Here is a 14,788-nt window from a genome sequence, read left to right on the forward strand (position 1 = left end):
CAAAACTTTAGAGAATATTTAGAAGCATCCTGTTTTATTTAGGCTAAGTTTGGAAAAATCTAAAACCGAACATGGGTTCATTACGCCAGCATTTATTGGAAAAAGGTTACGTGCGCATTCCTTTAAAGAGTGTGGGAACCGGCCATCTTAAATTTGATGCCCGAATAAATGGAGTAGACGGCGAATTTATTTTAGATACCGGAGCTTCAAATACCTGTATTGGTTTTGAAGATTTAGAGCGTTTTAAACTGTTTGCTGAAGATAGTGACATTAAGGCGGCCGGTGCCGGCGCCATTGACATGCTCACGCAATTATCCCAAAATAATCGAATAGAGATAGGAGACTGGTCTACAAAAAAGGCGTCAATAGTGCTTTTTGATTTGTCTCACGTGAATACAGCGCTTACTAATCATGATGCAGAACCAGTGAGTGGAATTATTGGAGCAGATATCTTAAAACAAGGCAAGGCTGTGATTGATTATCAATACGATTGTTTCTATTTGAAAAAACAGTGATTAATTAAGAATCAACGAATCCTCACAACTTTTTAAAACCTGTGAGGATTTTTTATTATAGTACACTTCGACCCCGTTTGATTTGGGGTGTAAACAAAGAAAGCATTCTCAGCGGCTTGATTGGAACGCCTCGCTTCGGGTTTTGATAATCGGAGTAAAGAATAGAATCTGTTTAACCCTCGCTCGCCACCCCATTTGATTTGGTGTATAAACAAAGAAAGCCAGCTCTCCGGTAAGATTGAAACGTCTCGCTTCGGGTTTTGATAATCGGTGTAAAGATTATAGTTGATTTAACCCTCGCTCGTCACCCCATTTGATTTGGTGTGTAAACAAAGAAAGCCAGCTCTCCGGTAAGATTGAAACGTCTCGCTTCGGGTATTGATAATCGGTGTAAAGAATAGAATCTGTTTAACCCTCGCTCGCCACCCCGTTTGATTTGGGTGTAAACAAAGAAAGTATACTCAGCGGTGAGATTGAAACGTGTCGCTTCGGGTTTTGGTGATCGGAGTAAAGAATAGAATCTGTTTAACCCTCGCTCGCCACCCCGTTTGATTTAGGATGTAATCAAAGAAAGTATGCTCCGCGGTGTGATTGAAACGTCTCGTCTCGTTTTTTTGATAAGCGGATTAAAGAATAGAATTCATTTAACCCTCGCTCGTCACCCCATTTGATTTGGTGTATAAACAAAGAAAGCCAGCTCTGAGAGCTGGCTTTCACCCCAAATCATAATTGATTATTACAAGTCAATTACAACAATCTTAAATATTTTCCGCTTTTCAGCACGGGGCAAACTTACTATATTTAAATACTACTTTAAAAAGAGTTAGTTCAAATACCGTTAAAATCGAGGAAATCAATTTTTCTGCAAATGACTTCCTGCAACTATCGGATTATTAGTACCATTTTCGTACTTCATCATCTTAAAACCGGGGTGTATGCAGTAACAGCCGGTTTCTCCTTTCTTATTAATGGCTATGTAAGCCACCTGAAAGTTGACGTGGTTGGGATTAGTAGTCACTATGCGGCGTACGGCTTCCTCGCAGGCTTCCTGTGGGCTCATTCCGTTGCGCATCAGTTCTACGATTAAAAAGCTGCCTACGGTTTTGATCACTTCTTCTCCCATCCCGGTGGCAACGGCTCCGCCTACCGCATTGTCTACAAAAAGGCCGCTTCCTATTATAGGACTGTCACCCACACGACCTTTCATTTTATAAGCCAGACCCGATGTGGTGCATGCACCCGAAATATTTCCTTCCGCGTCAAGTGCCAACATTCCTATGGTGTCGTGATTTTCAATATTGATGATGGGCTGGTATTTAGATTCTTTAAGCCATTCTTTCCAGGCTTTTTCAGAAGCTTCGGTAAGCAAATTTTCGGCTTTAAAACCACTGCTCAGAGCATATTCTTTGGCACCTTCACCGGCAAGTATAACGTGGGGCGTGTCTTCCATCACCTTGCGTGCGAGAGCCGCAACGTTTGTAATATCTTCTACGCACATCACGGCACCGCAATTTCCGGTATGGTCCATCACACAGGCATCAAGGGTAACATTACCTTCACGATCTGGAGAGCCACCTTTTCCTACAGTGGTGTTTTTAATATTTTCTTCTTCTACAGCAACACCCTGTATCACTGCATCAAGAGCATTATAGCCCTGATCGAGTAATTTTCCGGCAGTTGCGTTTGCCTGCGTAAACTCCCAGGTACAAATCGCGATAGGGCCTTGGGCCGCAGCTGAAGTGTTTTTAGCTTGTTTTCTTGATTTGGAATCGTCGCTGAACGAGGTCTTCGCAAAGCCCGAAAGTCCGAATCCAAGCGCCAGTGTATTTAAAGCGCTTGAGCTTAAAAAATTCCGTCTTTTCATAAAGTATGCTCTAAAAAGGGGTAAGTTACTAAAGGTCCCGCATAATTTCTATCTGGTCCAGATCAAAAATTAGGCTTTCTTTGAGTTTTCTCTGGTTTTACTTCATTAATATTAGGCTTTCAAAAAACTCCTATGCGTTGGTTTATTTTTATTGCAATCTATATTCTGGTAGATATCTATGCGTTTCAGGCATTTAGAACCTTTTCCAAAAGCACCCTTCTTTCTGTAATCTACGTTTTTATATCGGTAGCTTTTTTAGCCGCATTTATCTATACACTTACTACACTCGACCGCTCTAAAGGGATCGAAGTGAGCGAGATGTATATGTTGGGTTGGTTTTTAGCTTTTTTCGTGCCAAAATTAATACTGCTCATTCTGATGTTTGGCGAGGATATCCTTCGGGTATTCATTGCTTCATACAACCGCTTTTTTACGGCGCAGACTTCTTTTGAATTGCCATCAAGGCGAAAGTTTATAAGTGCTCTTGCTCTGGGTGTTGCTGCGATTCCTTTCGCTTCTTTAATATATGGAATGTACCGTGGGAAATACCGCTATCGCGTGTTGAGTTACACCTTAGAATTTGAGGATCTGCCGGAAGCTTTTGACGGATACCGCATTACCCAGATAAGTGACATACACAGCGGAAGCTTTGATGATGCCGAAAAAATCGCTTACGGTATTGATCTTATTAATGAGCAGCAAAGCGATGTCATTCTCTTTACGGGAGATCTGGTCAATAATTTTGCCCACGAAATGAAAGACTGGACCGGCCTTTTTTCAAAGCTAAAAGCTCAAGACGGAGTCTATTCGGTTTTGGGTAATCATGACTACGGGGATTATGCTGACTGGGAATCCCAAACTGCCAAGACCGAAAATCTGGATGCTCTTAAAAAGCTGCAACGCGATATGGGATGGAAGTTGTTGCTCAATGAGCACGCCTGGTTAGAACGGAATGATTCGCGCATCGCGCTGGTAGGAGTTGAAAATTGGGGTGCGGGTTTTAAACAGGCCGGAGATATTGACAAAGCAACTAAAGGTTTAACGCCTGATGACTTTAAGGTGGTGATGAGTCACGACCCTACCTACTGGTCAGAGCGACTCAAAAATGATCCTAAAAATTACCAATTAACCCTGAGCGGACACACGCACGGGATGCAATTTGGTATTGAGATTCCGGGATTTATTCGCTGGAGTCCGGTGCAATACCGCTATGAAAACTGGGCAGGTATTTATAAAGAAGCTCAAAGAGTGCTAAATGTCAACCGGGGTTTTGGATATTTAGGTTATCCCGGGCGGGTGGGAATCTGGCCTGAAGTGACGGTTATAGAGCTACGCCGACGCCCTCTGTAAGTAGGCTATTTCTTACTTGTAATAAATATAAAAGCTGTTAAATTTCTACGAAATAACTGTTTATGTCCTCAAAATGCATAATTTGGTTGGGTTTTAAATCCAATCCCTATGAAGATTTTTAGATTATTCTTCGTCTTAAGTATTTTATCATTTGACTGCGCTATACAGGCTCAGGTTGGGATTGGCACCACAACTCCAGATCCTTCTGCACTTCTCGATATGCAGTCTCAAACTCAGGGAATCCTAACCCCAAGATTGACCACTGCTCAAAGACTTGCAGTTGTATCTCCTGCAAACGGTTTACTGGTTTATGATACCGATGAGTCTTCCTTTTTCTATTATTCTGGTTCTGCGTGGTCAAAACTTAAGGGTGCGGAAGCGCGAAATAATTATGTGCTGGTTAAAAGTCAGGCAGATTTACCTGCTGTATCTGGTGGAGTAATTACCCTAGATGAGAATACTTACTATGAAATTAATGGGGTAATAGTTCTTAATGCGTCAATTGATTTAAATGGAGCCTATATATCTGGGCTTGATGCAACTGAAGACGTATTAAGCTTTGCCGGAGGAACTGTATTTTCGGGAAGTACAGGGGGAAGCATACGAAATGTAACGCTTACCGGAGCCAGGGCGTTCAACATTTCTGGAAGTGGTGTAGAATCTATTTTACTTCAAAATACTGTGATTGCGGGAATGACGACCGGTGTAGGATCTATATCAAATATTGGATTGTTTTTTGGAAATGTGATACAGTTTGTCAATAATGCTAATGGAATAACCTACTCAAACTTGGGCAATCTTCTTCTTAATAATCAGGCCTGGTTTAGTTCTAACAGTGGTACTTTTGAAAAGTTAACAGGTACATTTGGTCTGGTTGAAAAAATTAGTGGGTTTAGTGCCGTTTCCGGTTCTGCTATAGCATTTGATGTAAGCTCAAATCCTACAGTGAGCAATGGAGTTATTCTGAGCACGGTTTTTTCGGGCACCTCTTCCAATCCTTATATTAGCCGCTATACAACAGGTAGCTATACAGGTTACAACTTTACCAATAACTGGACAGTGAATTGTCCGGGTATTCCCGTGGAGTCTGACAACGTGGCAACCGGAAACATTTACTATAATGGGACTATTACCACAGGTTTTCTCCAAACGGTAAATAATCAAAATGCTTTTAATCTTCAGGGAAATGCGAATTCCAATTCAACGACTGCTGTGAATTTGTTCCGAATGTCTTCGCCGCAAAATAACCGGCTTACCTATATGGGGAAGAGAACACGAACTTTTCAGGTAAATGCTTCACTTTCTGTTCGGGGCAATGATAACGTGGGAAGCTTCTACGCTTTTTTTATCAGAAAGAACGGCACTACTACGCTTACCGAAACCAATACCATTATGAGGGTTAATACAACTGCAGACGTGGTGAGTAATTCCATCTCGGGTACTGTTGAGCTCGCACCAAATGATTTTATAGAAATTTGGGGACAAAGACTGGTTACTAACACAGGAGGGACAAACAGTACAACGAATATTGTTGTGTTTTCGCTGAATGTTAATATCAAATAATCTGACCGGCGCAATTAATATTTTCTTAAATAAGTGGCAATTTGGCTTTTAACCTTATATTTAGGGCACTAAAGAGCGTGACTATGTCAAAATTTGGAGCACTCATTGACCTTGATATTCCGGTTCTGCTTGATTTTTATACCGAATGGAACGAAGAATCGAATACTATGCATGCGGTGATGCGTGATGTGGCTGCTGCATTGGGAGATAAGGCTAAGGTTATCAAAATAGATATCGATAAAAATCCTGAACTGGCCGAAGCCCTTCGAATCAAAGGTCTGCCTACCCTGGTTATCTACAAAAAGGGTGAGATGAAATGGCGTCAGAGCGGAGAGCAGGATGCTAATTCGCTGATCGCAATCGTGCAAAAATTTATCTAAGCGGGGCAAACTCATACCCCAGACTGCTAAAATGCTCCAAAACCCGGGTTAGTGCAGCTTTCATATTTCGTTCTGCTTTTAAACTGTCGTGAAACACCAGTATGCTTCCGGGCTCTGCGTTATTTATGATATTTAGGGCACATTGCTCAGGCGAAATTGCAGCGTCCCAATCGTAAGCAATGGCATCATACATAATAATTTGATGCCCCATTTTTTTTAATGCTTTGGCCTGGCCACGTTTTATTTTACCATACGGTGGGCGAAATAATTTACCGTTGACACCCGCTTCCTTTAGAAGCATTTCGGTTTTCAACGTATTTTCCAGATAAACATCCTGAGGAGTATTCCAGCCTTTTAAATGATTGTAGGTGTGGTTGCCAATGCTGTTTCCGCTTATCAGCAGTTGCTTAAAGATTTCAGGATGCCTGGCAATGTTTTCGCCTATGCAAAAAAAGGTAGCTCTCGCATTAAAGCTTTTCAGGGTTTCCAGCACCCAGGGCGTGACCTCCGGGATGGGGCCATCGTCAAAAGTGAGATACAATTTTTTGGTTCCTGAGCTGTCTTTTTGATCCCAAACATAACCCGGGTAAAGACGCTTAAGCCACTTAGGCGTCTTTACGGGTAAGTCTATTTTAAAAAGTTTACTCAAGCGTATCGGTTTCCGCCGGAATAGCGATTGAAGTATCCTTGGTAGGTTCTACAGTTGGGGCCGATTCAGGTTCGGTTTCATCTTCCCCGTAAAACTGGCTGAACTTACGCAGATAGGTGTTGAATTCACGAGCCTTCTCCGGTAGGATTTCCTGATCCTGATTGATGATTAGCAGATCAACCAGACTTCGGTAGCGCTCAATATCGGTAATGATATCCTGTGCGTACTGATATTGTCTTTGAAGATCAAGTGTGCTCCAGTAATCCAGTTTTTCCTGATACTTTTTAGCTACCTGATTCCACAATTCACGGGCGCGCTCCTGCTCACCCACTTCATAGTATCCATTTACGTAGGGTTCCAGTAAGGTGTAATATTCAAAGATGTCTACCGGCATTTTTTCCATCGCCAGATCTAGCACATTCTTGGCTTTGTCAAGCTGGTTTTCGGCAATAAGCTGCTCAATAAGGCGCGCCAGATTTCCACGATAGGTGATTCCGTTTCTGCGGGTTTCGGTGTCGTGGTAAATATCCGGATCGCCGCTGTTACCCCAATACCAGTTCATCGCGATATTGTAGAATTTTTCGGTATCAATACGTCCCATATCATAAGGCGCCTGCGGATCAATAGGTGTTTGAATCGGCACCAGCTTATAGCAAACGCCATCGAGTTGCAGGTAATCTTTCATCCACAAATAGTCATCATCGCCAAAACTTCCGCCCGTAAAATAAATAGGACGCTTCCAGTCATTGTTTGCAATGACATCAAGCATCAACAATCTGTTTTTATACAGGATGTTTTCCTTTACATTGATAACAATATCATCGGCGATGAGGTCGGCATCCTTTTGGGGCACAATACCATTAGCTGTAACGGTATTTTTATCCACCGGAATACGTATGAATTTGGTAGGGAACGTATGCACTAAAGTTCCACTTTGAAGCTCTTCCATAGTGCGTGGATCATCACTCGCAATCCAGTTCATCCAGGTTTTAATATCTAGTGTATCGTTTGGTCTTAACTCATTATACCAAACCGCATCCCGGTTACCTGCTACATATTTATCATGGGTAAGTTGTGAAGGGATGGGATCGCTTTCATAAGCCTTACGCTTCATATCATCAATATACCAGGACGTCTGGAAGAGGCTGGTATTCACAATACGTACATCGCGACGGTAGCCTTCAATTTCCTGTACGTACCAAAGTGCGAAGGTGTCATTGTCTCCTATAGTAAACAGTATAGCGTTCTCGTCGCAGCTGTCCAGATACATCCTGGCCATGGCGAGAGCGGTTTTACGACCGGAGCGGTCGTGATCATCCCAGTTTTGAGCAGCCAGTATCACGGGCGCAGCCAGCAGACAGCAAACCGTAACTACAGGAAGTACGACTTTGGAGCTCAGTTTCTCTTTAAGTAAATCGTAAAGTGCGTAAAAGCCGAAGCCAATCCACATAGCAAAAACATAGAATGAGCCTACAAGCGCGTAGTCACGCTCGCGGGGTTCAAAGGCACGCTCATTAAGATAAATTTTTAGGGCAATCCCGGTAAACAGGAAAAGCACGAGCAGTACCCAGAAGCTTTTTTTGTCTTTACTGGCCTGAAACACCAAGCCTAAAAGACCTAAAATAAGCGGTAGGAAGAAATAGGTATTACGGGCTTTATTGTCCAGAGCATCGCTGGGTAAATTGTCCTGAGGCCCCAGACGGGCTTCGTCGACAAAAGGAATTCCGCTGAGCCAGTTGCCGTGTATGTCATCGTATTTGCCCTGAATGTCGTCCTGACGCCCGGTGAAATTCCACATAAAATAACGCCAGTACATATAGCCAAACTGAAAGTCGAACATATATGCCAGGTTGTCCCCAAATGATGGCGGGTCTACATCTACATACTGGCGAATACGCATCAGAAAAGACTGAAAACCTTCGTTATCAATACGGCCCTGCGCATAGTCTGATTTGAATTGGGCTACAGCCTGCTGTAACTCTTGATTGTCCGCATATTCCGGTTTTACCTGAAAATCAAGGGGACCGGTAAATTGCATATAGTTTGCAATATGATCGGTACTCCACATACGAGGTAAGAATACTTTATGGCGATCTTCAGAATTTTGAACCGCGTTTTTCCATTCGTTTACGATAATGTACTTGCCGCTTTCTTCGTCCTTTTCATAATTAGGCTTGCCGTCTACATAGGGATTCTGTGCATCGAGACCGCCAAAAATTTCAGTAAACTGAGGGCCGTAAAACAGGTGGGTCTCCGGGTATTGTTCCCGGTTGTAATAAGCCAGAAGTTCACGGGCGTTATTCGGGTTGTTTTCGTTGATGGTGGTCCCTGCGTTAGCACGTATGGGAAGCATCAGCCAGCTGGAAAAGCCTATGAAAATGAACAGTATAGACAAAACCAGTGTGTTGAGCTGGTAGTATTCGTTTTTACGGGTGTACTTCAGTAAAAAGTAGAAGATGGCGATAAATGCGATACCCGCGATAATGGTTCCGCTGTTAAACGGAAGTCCGAAGGTGTTTACAAAGAATACTTCGGCATAGCCGAAAAAGCTCAGCGTGTAAGGCAGCAAAAACTTGAAGATAAACATCAATACGGCAACTACAATCACGTTGGCCAAAATGAAATTTTTGACTGTGACTTTCTTATAGTTTTTAAAGAAATATAAAAATCCTATTGCCGGAATGGTAAGCAGAGCCATAAAGTGAACCCCGAAAGAAAGGCCTATGATAAAGCAAATGAGCATCAGCCAGCGGTTGCCTCTGGGTTTAAACATGTCGCGTTCCCAGAGCAAGGCCACATAAAATAGAGAGGAGAGCATAAACATAGCCATCGCGTATACTTCGGCTTCTACAGCATTAAACCAGAAACTGTCTGTAAACGCAAACGCTACTGAGCCTATAAAAGAAGCGGCAATGACTGCCATTTGATCAGTAGAGGTTAAGACCTCTTTGTTGCGCTTGAGTAATTTGCGCAATAGTAAAGAGATTGACCAAAACATAAAAAGTATGGTGAATGCCGAAGCCAGACACGACATAAAGTTGACACACAGGGCGATATAGGTGCTGTCTGGTGCAAATATGGAGAAAAAGGCACCCAGCATCTGGTAAAGCGGCGCTCCGGGAGGGTGACCTATTTCAAGCTTTGATGCGGTGGAGATGTACTCCCCGGCATCCCAGAAACTGGCGGTAGGTTCAACCGTTAATGCATAACTGATCAGCGCAATCGCAAAAGCAACCCAACCGAAAATTTTATTATACTTCGGGAAATTGAAGTGTGTCATAAGGCAAATTTAACAAGCAGCGAATTTAAGAATTAATACGCTAATGATTTTCGTTTTATTAAGTAAAGCATCCTTGCAAATAAGGAGACGCTTTAAAACGATGCAAACGTTCAAGTTTTTAGGTGTCAAAGCCCTAACGGCTGAAATGGCTAAAAATTTCAGCGGACTTTATTTTTTCTCAAAAATTTGTTTGGTGGACTCAAAGTTTGTTTTAAATTTGCAGCCGCATTCGCAAGTCAGGCGTATGTGATAATAAAGGTCAATGGCCTATGGTGTAACTGGCAACACGTCTGGTTTTGGTCCAGAAGAGTCTAGGTTCGAGCCCTAGTAGGCCAACAAAAAAAACCGCAATATCCTAAGTTAAAAGGTTGTTGCGGTTTTTTTATTACCGCTAGTGCGGCCGAATGTACTGCCTTAACCATTTGGCTGAAGTTCATTTTTTTAGAATAAGGAGAATAATAACAGTTATTTAACTGATAAAACTCAAGGTAAATGTTATATTTAACTTTATAACACTTAATCCTTTTTGAGGTTATTTGATTATTTAGGTGTTAGAGATTAATAATATTATCGTAAGTTTGTGCGCTTCAAATCGTCAAAGCGTGTAGATTGAAGAAAAAATAAAAACTGTAATGGGAATTTTAGCACAAGTAATGAAAGAGTATTTTAATACTCAAACTCCGGAGCAGATTAAATCTGACTGGGAAGCAGTCTCTAATGTTGAAATTGAAGGTCCATCCTATGCTGAGTTTTTTGAAACTATCTGTGAATATGGTATGACCGCACCGCCATCGAGCGAACAAAATTTTATAACCACTAACCTTTTAAATCCGAAATTTCTTTCGGATTTTTTTATGAATACTACCTATGGAAAAGGCATCGTTTTCTATTGCTAATTTTTACTTTGATAAAGTCAATATTGACTTGGAGTATAGAAAAGGAAAAACCTACGATGTTTCAATTAAACCTCGTGGAGTTTTTGACGGAGAATCTAAGTCATACGAACTAACTTTTGACTTTGAAGCTTTCTCTGAGACTGAGGAGGATTCCAAAACACCTTTTGTATCCTTGAGATGTGTGGGTGAATTTGAATTTGAAAATGTAAATAGTCTTGAGGATATCCCTAGCTTCTTTTACAAAAATGCATTAGCTCTTCTATTTCCCTATTTGAGGTCTTTTATTAGTTCTGTTACGATTCAGCTCAATCGTTCTCCATTAATGCTGCCGACACTAAATTTATCTTCACTAGAATCGGTTCTCATAGAAAAAACTGATATAAAGAAATAGGAATTTGCGAACTAGTGAAATTTTTCAAACACTTGAAGATCGGGGTAATGCTGATGAGATTCTTAATCACGGTCCCTACGAATGTTCGCATAGTAAGGCTTGGTTAGGGAGGGGGTATTATTTTTGGGAAGATCATATAGAGAATGCTCACTGGTGGGGAGAAAAGGGTTATAAGGGCAGATATTTTGTTTGTGCAGCTGCAATAGATTATGATGATCAAACTTGTTTGGATTTAGTAGACAATCGTGATCACTTTAGTGATTTTCGTGAGGCTCTTGACTTATGTCTTAAAAACAACCCTCGTGCTTTAGTGCCTGATGTCATTGACTTTATGATACTGGCTTTTAAAAAGGTTGGGAGAGAATTTCCATTTGCAGCTATTAGGATGCATCCACAACAGTCTAAGGGAGGAGAAGAGTTTAAATTGAAATTTGTTGCAAATAACAATGCCTTCTTTGAGTTTGTGCGGCCTATTCAAATATGTATTAAAAAATTCAGACCATTGAATTTTCGAGGTCACAGAATAGTTTACCCTGACGGCTATTAACTGAGATCCTAGTTTTATCTAGCAGAAAAAAATATAAAAGCCAAAATCTGCTTACCTTCCTACCCAATTCAAAAACCAAAAAAAGTAGTTACAGCCCAAAACCAAAAAGACCGCCTAAATGTTTTTAGACGGCCTCTTTTTTATGTCTTAAATCGGCCTGTGTTTTAAGGCTCTAGCTTTGGCTTTTGTTTAGCATTAAATACTGCATCATCCCGGTATAAAAGCCACGCCCCTTGGTGTCGTTTTTAATGCAACTCTGTAAGAAGGAGTGCATTTGCGATTGAGGAATTCTAAAAATAAAGGAAGCAGTCTTTTTGGTAGAAAGCATAGGCCATATTTTAATTTTATAGCCTGAATTTGCTTTTTTGATGTTCACCCGCGAAGCTCTAAAGAATTTCTTTAAAATGGCTCTTTGCAAAGAGCTTCCGGCTTCATTGACCGATGAAGAGGTATCCCGTCTTAGTAGTTCGTAAAGCGGTTCCAGAGTTGTTTGTTCTTCCATTTCAATAGCTTTTAGAATGAGTTTTGAAAACTATTTAAAATCTCAAATCATATTTGATAATAATATGTTATTTAGGTAATTATTAACGATTTAAATCTTGAAGGTAAGAACCGGTCTTTTGGCGTGATTGACCAGATCTTCGCTGAGCGAACCATTTAAAAAGTGGGCGAGTCCTTTTCGACCGTGTGTGCCAATGCTTATTAAATCAGCCTGTTCTTCTTTGGCATAATTGAGGATGCCCCGTTCTACATTGATATCGTTATAAATCTCAAGTTGGTCGAGAGGAAGGTTTAGTGCGGACTTAAAGTTGTGGTGCAGTTCGCGGAGTTCTTTGGTGGTTTTGAAATTTTCGGGGGTGTTGATATATACAAATTTCAATTCGGCCTCAAAGAGCTTAGAAAAAGCCATCGCTTGCAGAATGGCTTGTTTGTTGTCGTTCTCAAGGTCTGTGGCAAATATGACGCGCTTAACATCAAAATGATGATGTTGTTTTTTGATTACAAATACGGGTACTGAAACATTCCGCACAATTTTTTCGGTATTCGAGCCAATAAATAGTTCTTCCAGGCCGCTTGAGCCGTGCGACCCCATAATCACGGTGTCAATATCATGTTCTGTGATGTAATTTTGTATACCTTCTTGTACGTTGTTGAACTTCACGCTTTCCAGCAGTTCAAGGTCATTAGTAAGCGCGGCATATTCTGCTCTGAATTTTTGAAAATTTTGCTGGGCAAGTTTTAGAAAGTAAAGCGCTTCCGGTAAATCGGGGCTTTTTTTACTGTCAAAAATGTCCAGAAGGGAGTAGGGTAATTCTACTAAATGCAGCAGGTGTATCTGTGCCTTATGACGTTGCGCGATCTGGCAGGCAACTTCAAATGCATATTTTGCCTGATCTGAAAAGTCTGTGGGAACGAGTATTTTTGTGATCATAACACGCTGGTTTAAAAGCATTAGTATAATTTCGGGAGCCTATTAAAGTTAAGCATTTAATCCTGAGGTGCTTCTATTTTATATGTTGATAAATATTATTATATTTGCAGCGTTGAATTAAGAGACTAATCTGAGGGGACACTAAAAAGTCCCCTCTTTTTATAGGGCCAATGTTGAAGGAACGTGTTAAAGAGCTTCTTGACGAAGCGTTTGAAGAATACAACTCACTATTTTTAATAGATTTTACCGTTAAGGGTGCTAACGAAATCCGAGTGGTCATAGATGGCGATGAGGGCGTTACGGTACAGGATTGTATGAATGTAAGCCGAAAGGTAGAGCATAACCTGGATCGTGAAGAAGAAGATTTTTCACTTGAAGTAATGTCTGCAGGTGCTACAGAGCCACTGATTAATAAGCGTCAGTATAAAAAGAATATTGGCCGCGATTTAGAAGTTAAGCTTGAGGACGGTTCAAAAGTTGCCGGCACGCTTGACGCCGCAGATGATGAGAAAATTTCCCTGTCATGGAAAGAGCGTGTTCCTAAAGAAGTGGGTAAAGGTAAAATGACTGTCGAAAAGAAAGAAGAAATTGCCTATGACGTAATCAGTCAGGCAAAAGTTAAGATTAAATTTTAAGAATATAGAATGGAAAATATTGCGTTAATCGAATCATTTTCAGAGTTTAAAGATGATAAACTCATAGATAGAGTAATGCTTATGGCAATACTCGAAGAAGTTTTTAGAAGTACGTTGAAAAAACGTTTTGGTAGTGATGATAACTTTGATATTATCATTAACCCTGATAAAGGTGATTTAGAGATTTGGCGTAATCGCGTGGTGGTTGCTGATGGTGAAGTGGAAGATGAAAATTCTGAAATCAGTCTTACGGAAGCCCGCAGAATTGAGCCTGACTTTGAGGTGGGCGAAGATGTGTCTGAAGAAGTGAAGCTTATTGACCTGGGTCGCCGTTCTATTTTGGCATTGCGTCAAAACCTGATTAGTAAGATTCACGAGCACGATAACACCAATATCTACAAGCAGTTTAAAGAGCTTGAAGGAGAGTTGTATAATGCTGAGGTGCATCATATAAGACATCGTGCGATCATTCTGCTTGATGATGAGGGCAATGAAATCATCATGCCTAAAGACAAGCAAATTCCTTCAGATTTCTTCCGCAAGGGCGAAAACGTAAGGGGTATTATTGAAAGTGTAGAGCTTAAAGGAAATAAGCCTGCTATCATTATGTCGCGTACCTCTCCGCTTTTCCTGGAGAAATTATTTGAGTCTGAGATCCCTGAGGTTTTTGACGGATTGATCACGGTTAAAAAAGTGGTGCGTATTCCGGGTGAGAAAGCTAAAGTAGCTGTTGATTCTTATGATGATCGTATTGATCCCGTAGGAGCTTGTGTGGGGATGAAAGGTTCGCGTATTCACGGCATTGTTCGTGAGTTAGGGAATGAGAATATTGATGTGATCAATTATACCAATAACCTGCAGTTATATATCACCCGTGCTTTGAGTCCGGCAAAAATCACCTCGATTAAGATTGATGATGAGAATAAGACTGCAGAAGTAATGCTGAAGCCCGAGGAGGTTTCTAAGGCAATTGGTCGTGGAGGTCACAATATTAGACTGGCCGGTCAATTAACCGGTTATGAGATTGATGTATTTAGAGAAGGTGTGGAAGAAGATGTGGAACTTACAGAATTCTCAGACGAAATAGAAGATTGGGTAATCGCCGAATTTTCAAAAATAGGTTTAGATACCGCAAAAAGTATTTTAGAACAAGACGTAGAAGACCTGGTTAGAAGAACAGACCTGGAAGAAGAAACCGTACTCGATGTGATGCGTATTCTTCGAGAAGAGTTTGAATAATAATAGGAGAATACAGGTTTTTTAGGTTAATTTTATAGCGAATTAAA

Annotated in this window: 14 protein-coding genes and 1 tRNA gene; 10 read left to right on the forward strand and 5 right to left on the reverse strand. The window is 41.0% G+C overall.

Annotated elements, in window-relative coordinates:
- The first annotated feature begins 71 nt into the window (after positions 1-71).
- On the forward strand, positions 72-515 hold the full coding sequence (locus CJ305_RS02550) for a retropepsin-like aspartic protease family protein (protein WP_099644655.1): 444 nt from the start codon (positions 72-74) through the stop codon (positions 513-515).
- A gap of 853 nt (positions 516-1,368) precedes the next feature.
- Here the strand turns inward: CJ305_RS02550 and CJ305_RS02555 are convergent.
- The gene (locus CJ305_RS02555) at positions 1,369-2,379 is read right to left on the reverse strand and encodes an isoaspartyl peptidase/L-asparaginase family protein (RefSeq protein WP_099644656.1); all 1,011 of its coding nucleotides are present in this window, start codon (positions 2,377-2,379) and stop codon (positions 1,369-1,371) included.
- Between the two features lie 132 nt (positions 2,380-2,511).
- Here CJ305_RS02555 and CJ305_RS02560 point away from each other — a divergent pair, with 132 nt between their 5' ends.
- From CJ305_RS02560 to CJ305_RS02570, 3 genes are all read left to right on the forward strand, one after another.
- Positions 2,512-3,729, forward strand: coding sequence for a metallophosphoesterase (locus CJ305_RS02560; RefSeq protein ID WP_099644657.1), 1,218 nt, complete (start codon positions 2,512-2,514; stop codon positions 3,727-3,729).
- Positions 3,730-3,837: 108 nt separating this feature from the next.
- Positions 3,838-5,292 carry a hypothetical protein gene (locus CJ305_RS02565; RefSeq protein WP_099644658.1) on the forward strand — a complete coding sequence of 485 codons (1,455 nt, stop codon included), beginning with the start codon at positions 3,838-3,840 and terminating at the stop codon, positions 5,290-5,292.
- 77 nt (positions 5,293-5,369) lie between these two features.
- The gene (locus CJ305_RS02570) at positions 5,370-5,672 is read left to right on the forward strand and encodes a thioredoxin family protein (RefSeq protein ID WP_350355191.1); all 303 of its coding nucleotides are present in this window, start codon (positions 5,370-5,372) and stop codon (positions 5,670-5,672) included.
- On the opposite strand, the gene CJ305_RS02575 is transcribed toward CJ305_RS02570, so the two are convergent.
- Positions 5,665-6,321 carry a polysaccharide deacetylase family protein gene (locus CJ305_RS02575; RefSeq protein ID WP_099644660.1) on the reverse strand — a complete coding sequence of 219 codons (657 nt, stop codon included), beginning with the start codon at positions 6,319-6,321 and terminating at the stop codon, positions 5,665-5,667. The two genes, CJ305_RS02570 and CJ305_RS02575, sit on opposite strands and share 8 nt — an antisense overlap.
- Entirely contained in the window at positions 6,314-9,601 is a 3,288-nt protein-coding gene (locus CJ305_RS02580) for a glycosyltransferase family 117 protein (RefSeq protein ID WP_099644661.1), read from the reverse strand. The genes CJ305_RS02575 and CJ305_RS02580 overlap by 8 nt, the downstream gene beginning before the upstream one ends.
- A gap of 263 nt (positions 9,602-9,864) precedes the next feature.
- Here CJ305_RS02580 and CJ305_RS02585 point away from each other — a divergent pair.
- The 4 genes from CJ305_RS02585 to CJ305_RS02600 all read left to right on the forward strand — a co-directional run bounded on the left by CJ305_RS02585 (position 9,865) and on the right by CJ305_RS02600 (position 11,435).
- Positions 9,865-9,937: transfer RNA gene (locus CJ305_RS02585), tRNA-Gln, on the forward strand.
- 296 nt (positions 9,938-10,233) lie between these two features.
- A complete protein-coding gene (locus CJ305_RS02590; protein ID WP_099644662.1) occupies positions 10,234-10,497 on the forward strand; it encodes a hypothetical protein in 264 nt (87 codons plus the stop codon).
- Positions 10,469-10,888, forward strand: a complete 420-nt coding sequence (locus CJ305_RS02595; RefSeq protein WP_099644663.1) for a protein-export chaperone SecB — start codon at positions 10,469-10,471, stop codon at positions 10,886-10,888. The genes CJ305_RS02590 and CJ305_RS02595 overlap by 29 nt, the downstream gene beginning before the upstream one ends.
- Positions 10,889-10,892: 4 nt before the next feature.
- Complete coding sequence (locus CJ305_RS02600; protein ID WP_099644664.1) at positions 10,893-11,435, forward strand: hypothetical protein; 543 nt, start codon at positions 10,893-10,895, stop codon at positions 11,433-11,435.
- A 172-nt stretch (positions 11,436-11,607) separates the two neighbouring features.
- On the opposite strand, the gene CJ305_RS02605 is transcribed toward CJ305_RS02600, so the two are convergent.
- Both CJ305_RS02605 and CJ305_RS02610 read right to left on the reverse strand, forming a co-directional pair.
- A complete protein-coding gene (locus tag CJ305_RS02605) occupies positions 11,608-11,937 on the reverse strand; it encodes a hypothetical protein (protein WP_099644665.1) in 330 nt (109 codons plus the stop codon).
- A 90-nt stretch (positions 11,938-12,027) separates the two neighbouring features.
- On the reverse strand, positions 12,028-12,867 hold the full coding sequence (locus CJ305_RS02610; protein ID WP_099644892.1) for a universal stress protein: 840 nt from the start codon (positions 12,865-12,867) through the stop codon (positions 12,028-12,030).
- A 170-nt stretch (positions 12,868-13,037) separates the two neighbouring features.
- On the opposite strand from CJ305_RS02610, the gene rimP reads away from it, so the two are divergent.
- Both rimP and nusA read left to right on the forward strand, forming a co-directional pair.
- Positions 13,038-13,502, forward strand: a complete 465-nt coding sequence (rimP, locus tag CJ305_RS02615; RefSeq protein WP_099644666.1) for a ribosome assembly cofactor RimP — start codon at positions 13,038-13,040, stop codon at positions 13,500-13,502.
- A gap of 9 nt (positions 13,503-13,511) precedes the next feature.
- Positions 13,512-14,741 carry a transcription termination factor NusA gene (gene nusA, locus CJ305_RS02620; protein WP_099644667.1) on the forward strand — a complete coding sequence of 410 codons (1,230 nt, stop codon included), beginning with the start codon at positions 13,512-13,514 and terminating at the stop codon, positions 14,739-14,741.
- Positions 14,742-14,788: the final 47 nt, after the last annotated feature.

Source organism: Leeuwenhoekiella nanhaiensis (assembly GCF_002744755.1).
Lineage (GTDB): Bacteria > Bacteroidota > Bacteroidia > Flavobacteriales > Flavobacteriaceae > Leeuwenhoekiella > Leeuwenhoekiella nanhaiensis.

Excerpts from the sequence above, each read along its gene's own strand:
- CJ305_RS02550 (WP_099644655.1), top strand. The coding sequence starts at position 72 with ATGGGTTCATTACGCCAGCATTTATTGGAAAAAGGTTACGTGCGCATT.
- CJ305_RS02555 (WP_099644656.1), bottom strand. The coding sequence starts at position 2,379 with ATGAAAAGACGGAATTTTTTAAGCTCAAGCGCTTTAAATACACTGGCG.
- CJ305_RS02560 (WP_099644657.1), top strand. The coding sequence starts at position 2,512 with ATGCGTTGGTTTATTTTTATTGCAATCTATATTCTGGTAGATATCTAT.
- CJ305_RS02565 (WP_099644658.1), top strand. The coding sequence starts at position 3,838 with ATGAAGATTTTTAGATTATTCTTCGTCTTAAGTATTTTATCATTTGAC.
- CJ305_RS02580 (WP_099644661.1), bottom strand. The coding sequence starts at position 9,601 with ATGACACACTTCAATTTCCCGAAGTATAATAAAATTTTCGGTTGGGTT.
- CJ305_RS02590 (WP_099644662.1), top strand. The coding sequence starts at position 10,234 with ATGGGAATTTTAGCACAAGTAATGAAAGAGTATTTTAATACTCAAACT.
- CJ305_RS02595 (WP_099644663.1), top strand. The coding sequence starts at position 10,469 with ATGGAAAAGGCATCGTTTTCTATTGCTAATTTTTACTTTGATAAAGTC.
- CJ305_RS02605 (WP_099644665.1), bottom strand. The coding sequence starts at position 11,937 with ATGGAAGAACAAACAACTCTGGAACCGCTTTACGAACTACTAAGACGG.
- CJ305_RS02610 (WP_099644892.1), bottom strand. The coding sequence starts at position 12,867 with ATGATCACAAAAATACTCGTTCCCACAGACTTTTCAGATCAGGCAAAA.
- rimP (WP_099644666.1), top strand. The coding sequence starts at position 13,038 with ATGTTGAAGGAACGTGTTAAAGAGCTTCTTGACGAAGCGTTTGAAGAA.
- nusA (WP_099644667.1), top strand. The coding sequence starts at position 13,512 with ATGGAAAATATTGCGTTAATCGAATCATTTTCAGAGTTTAAAGATGAT.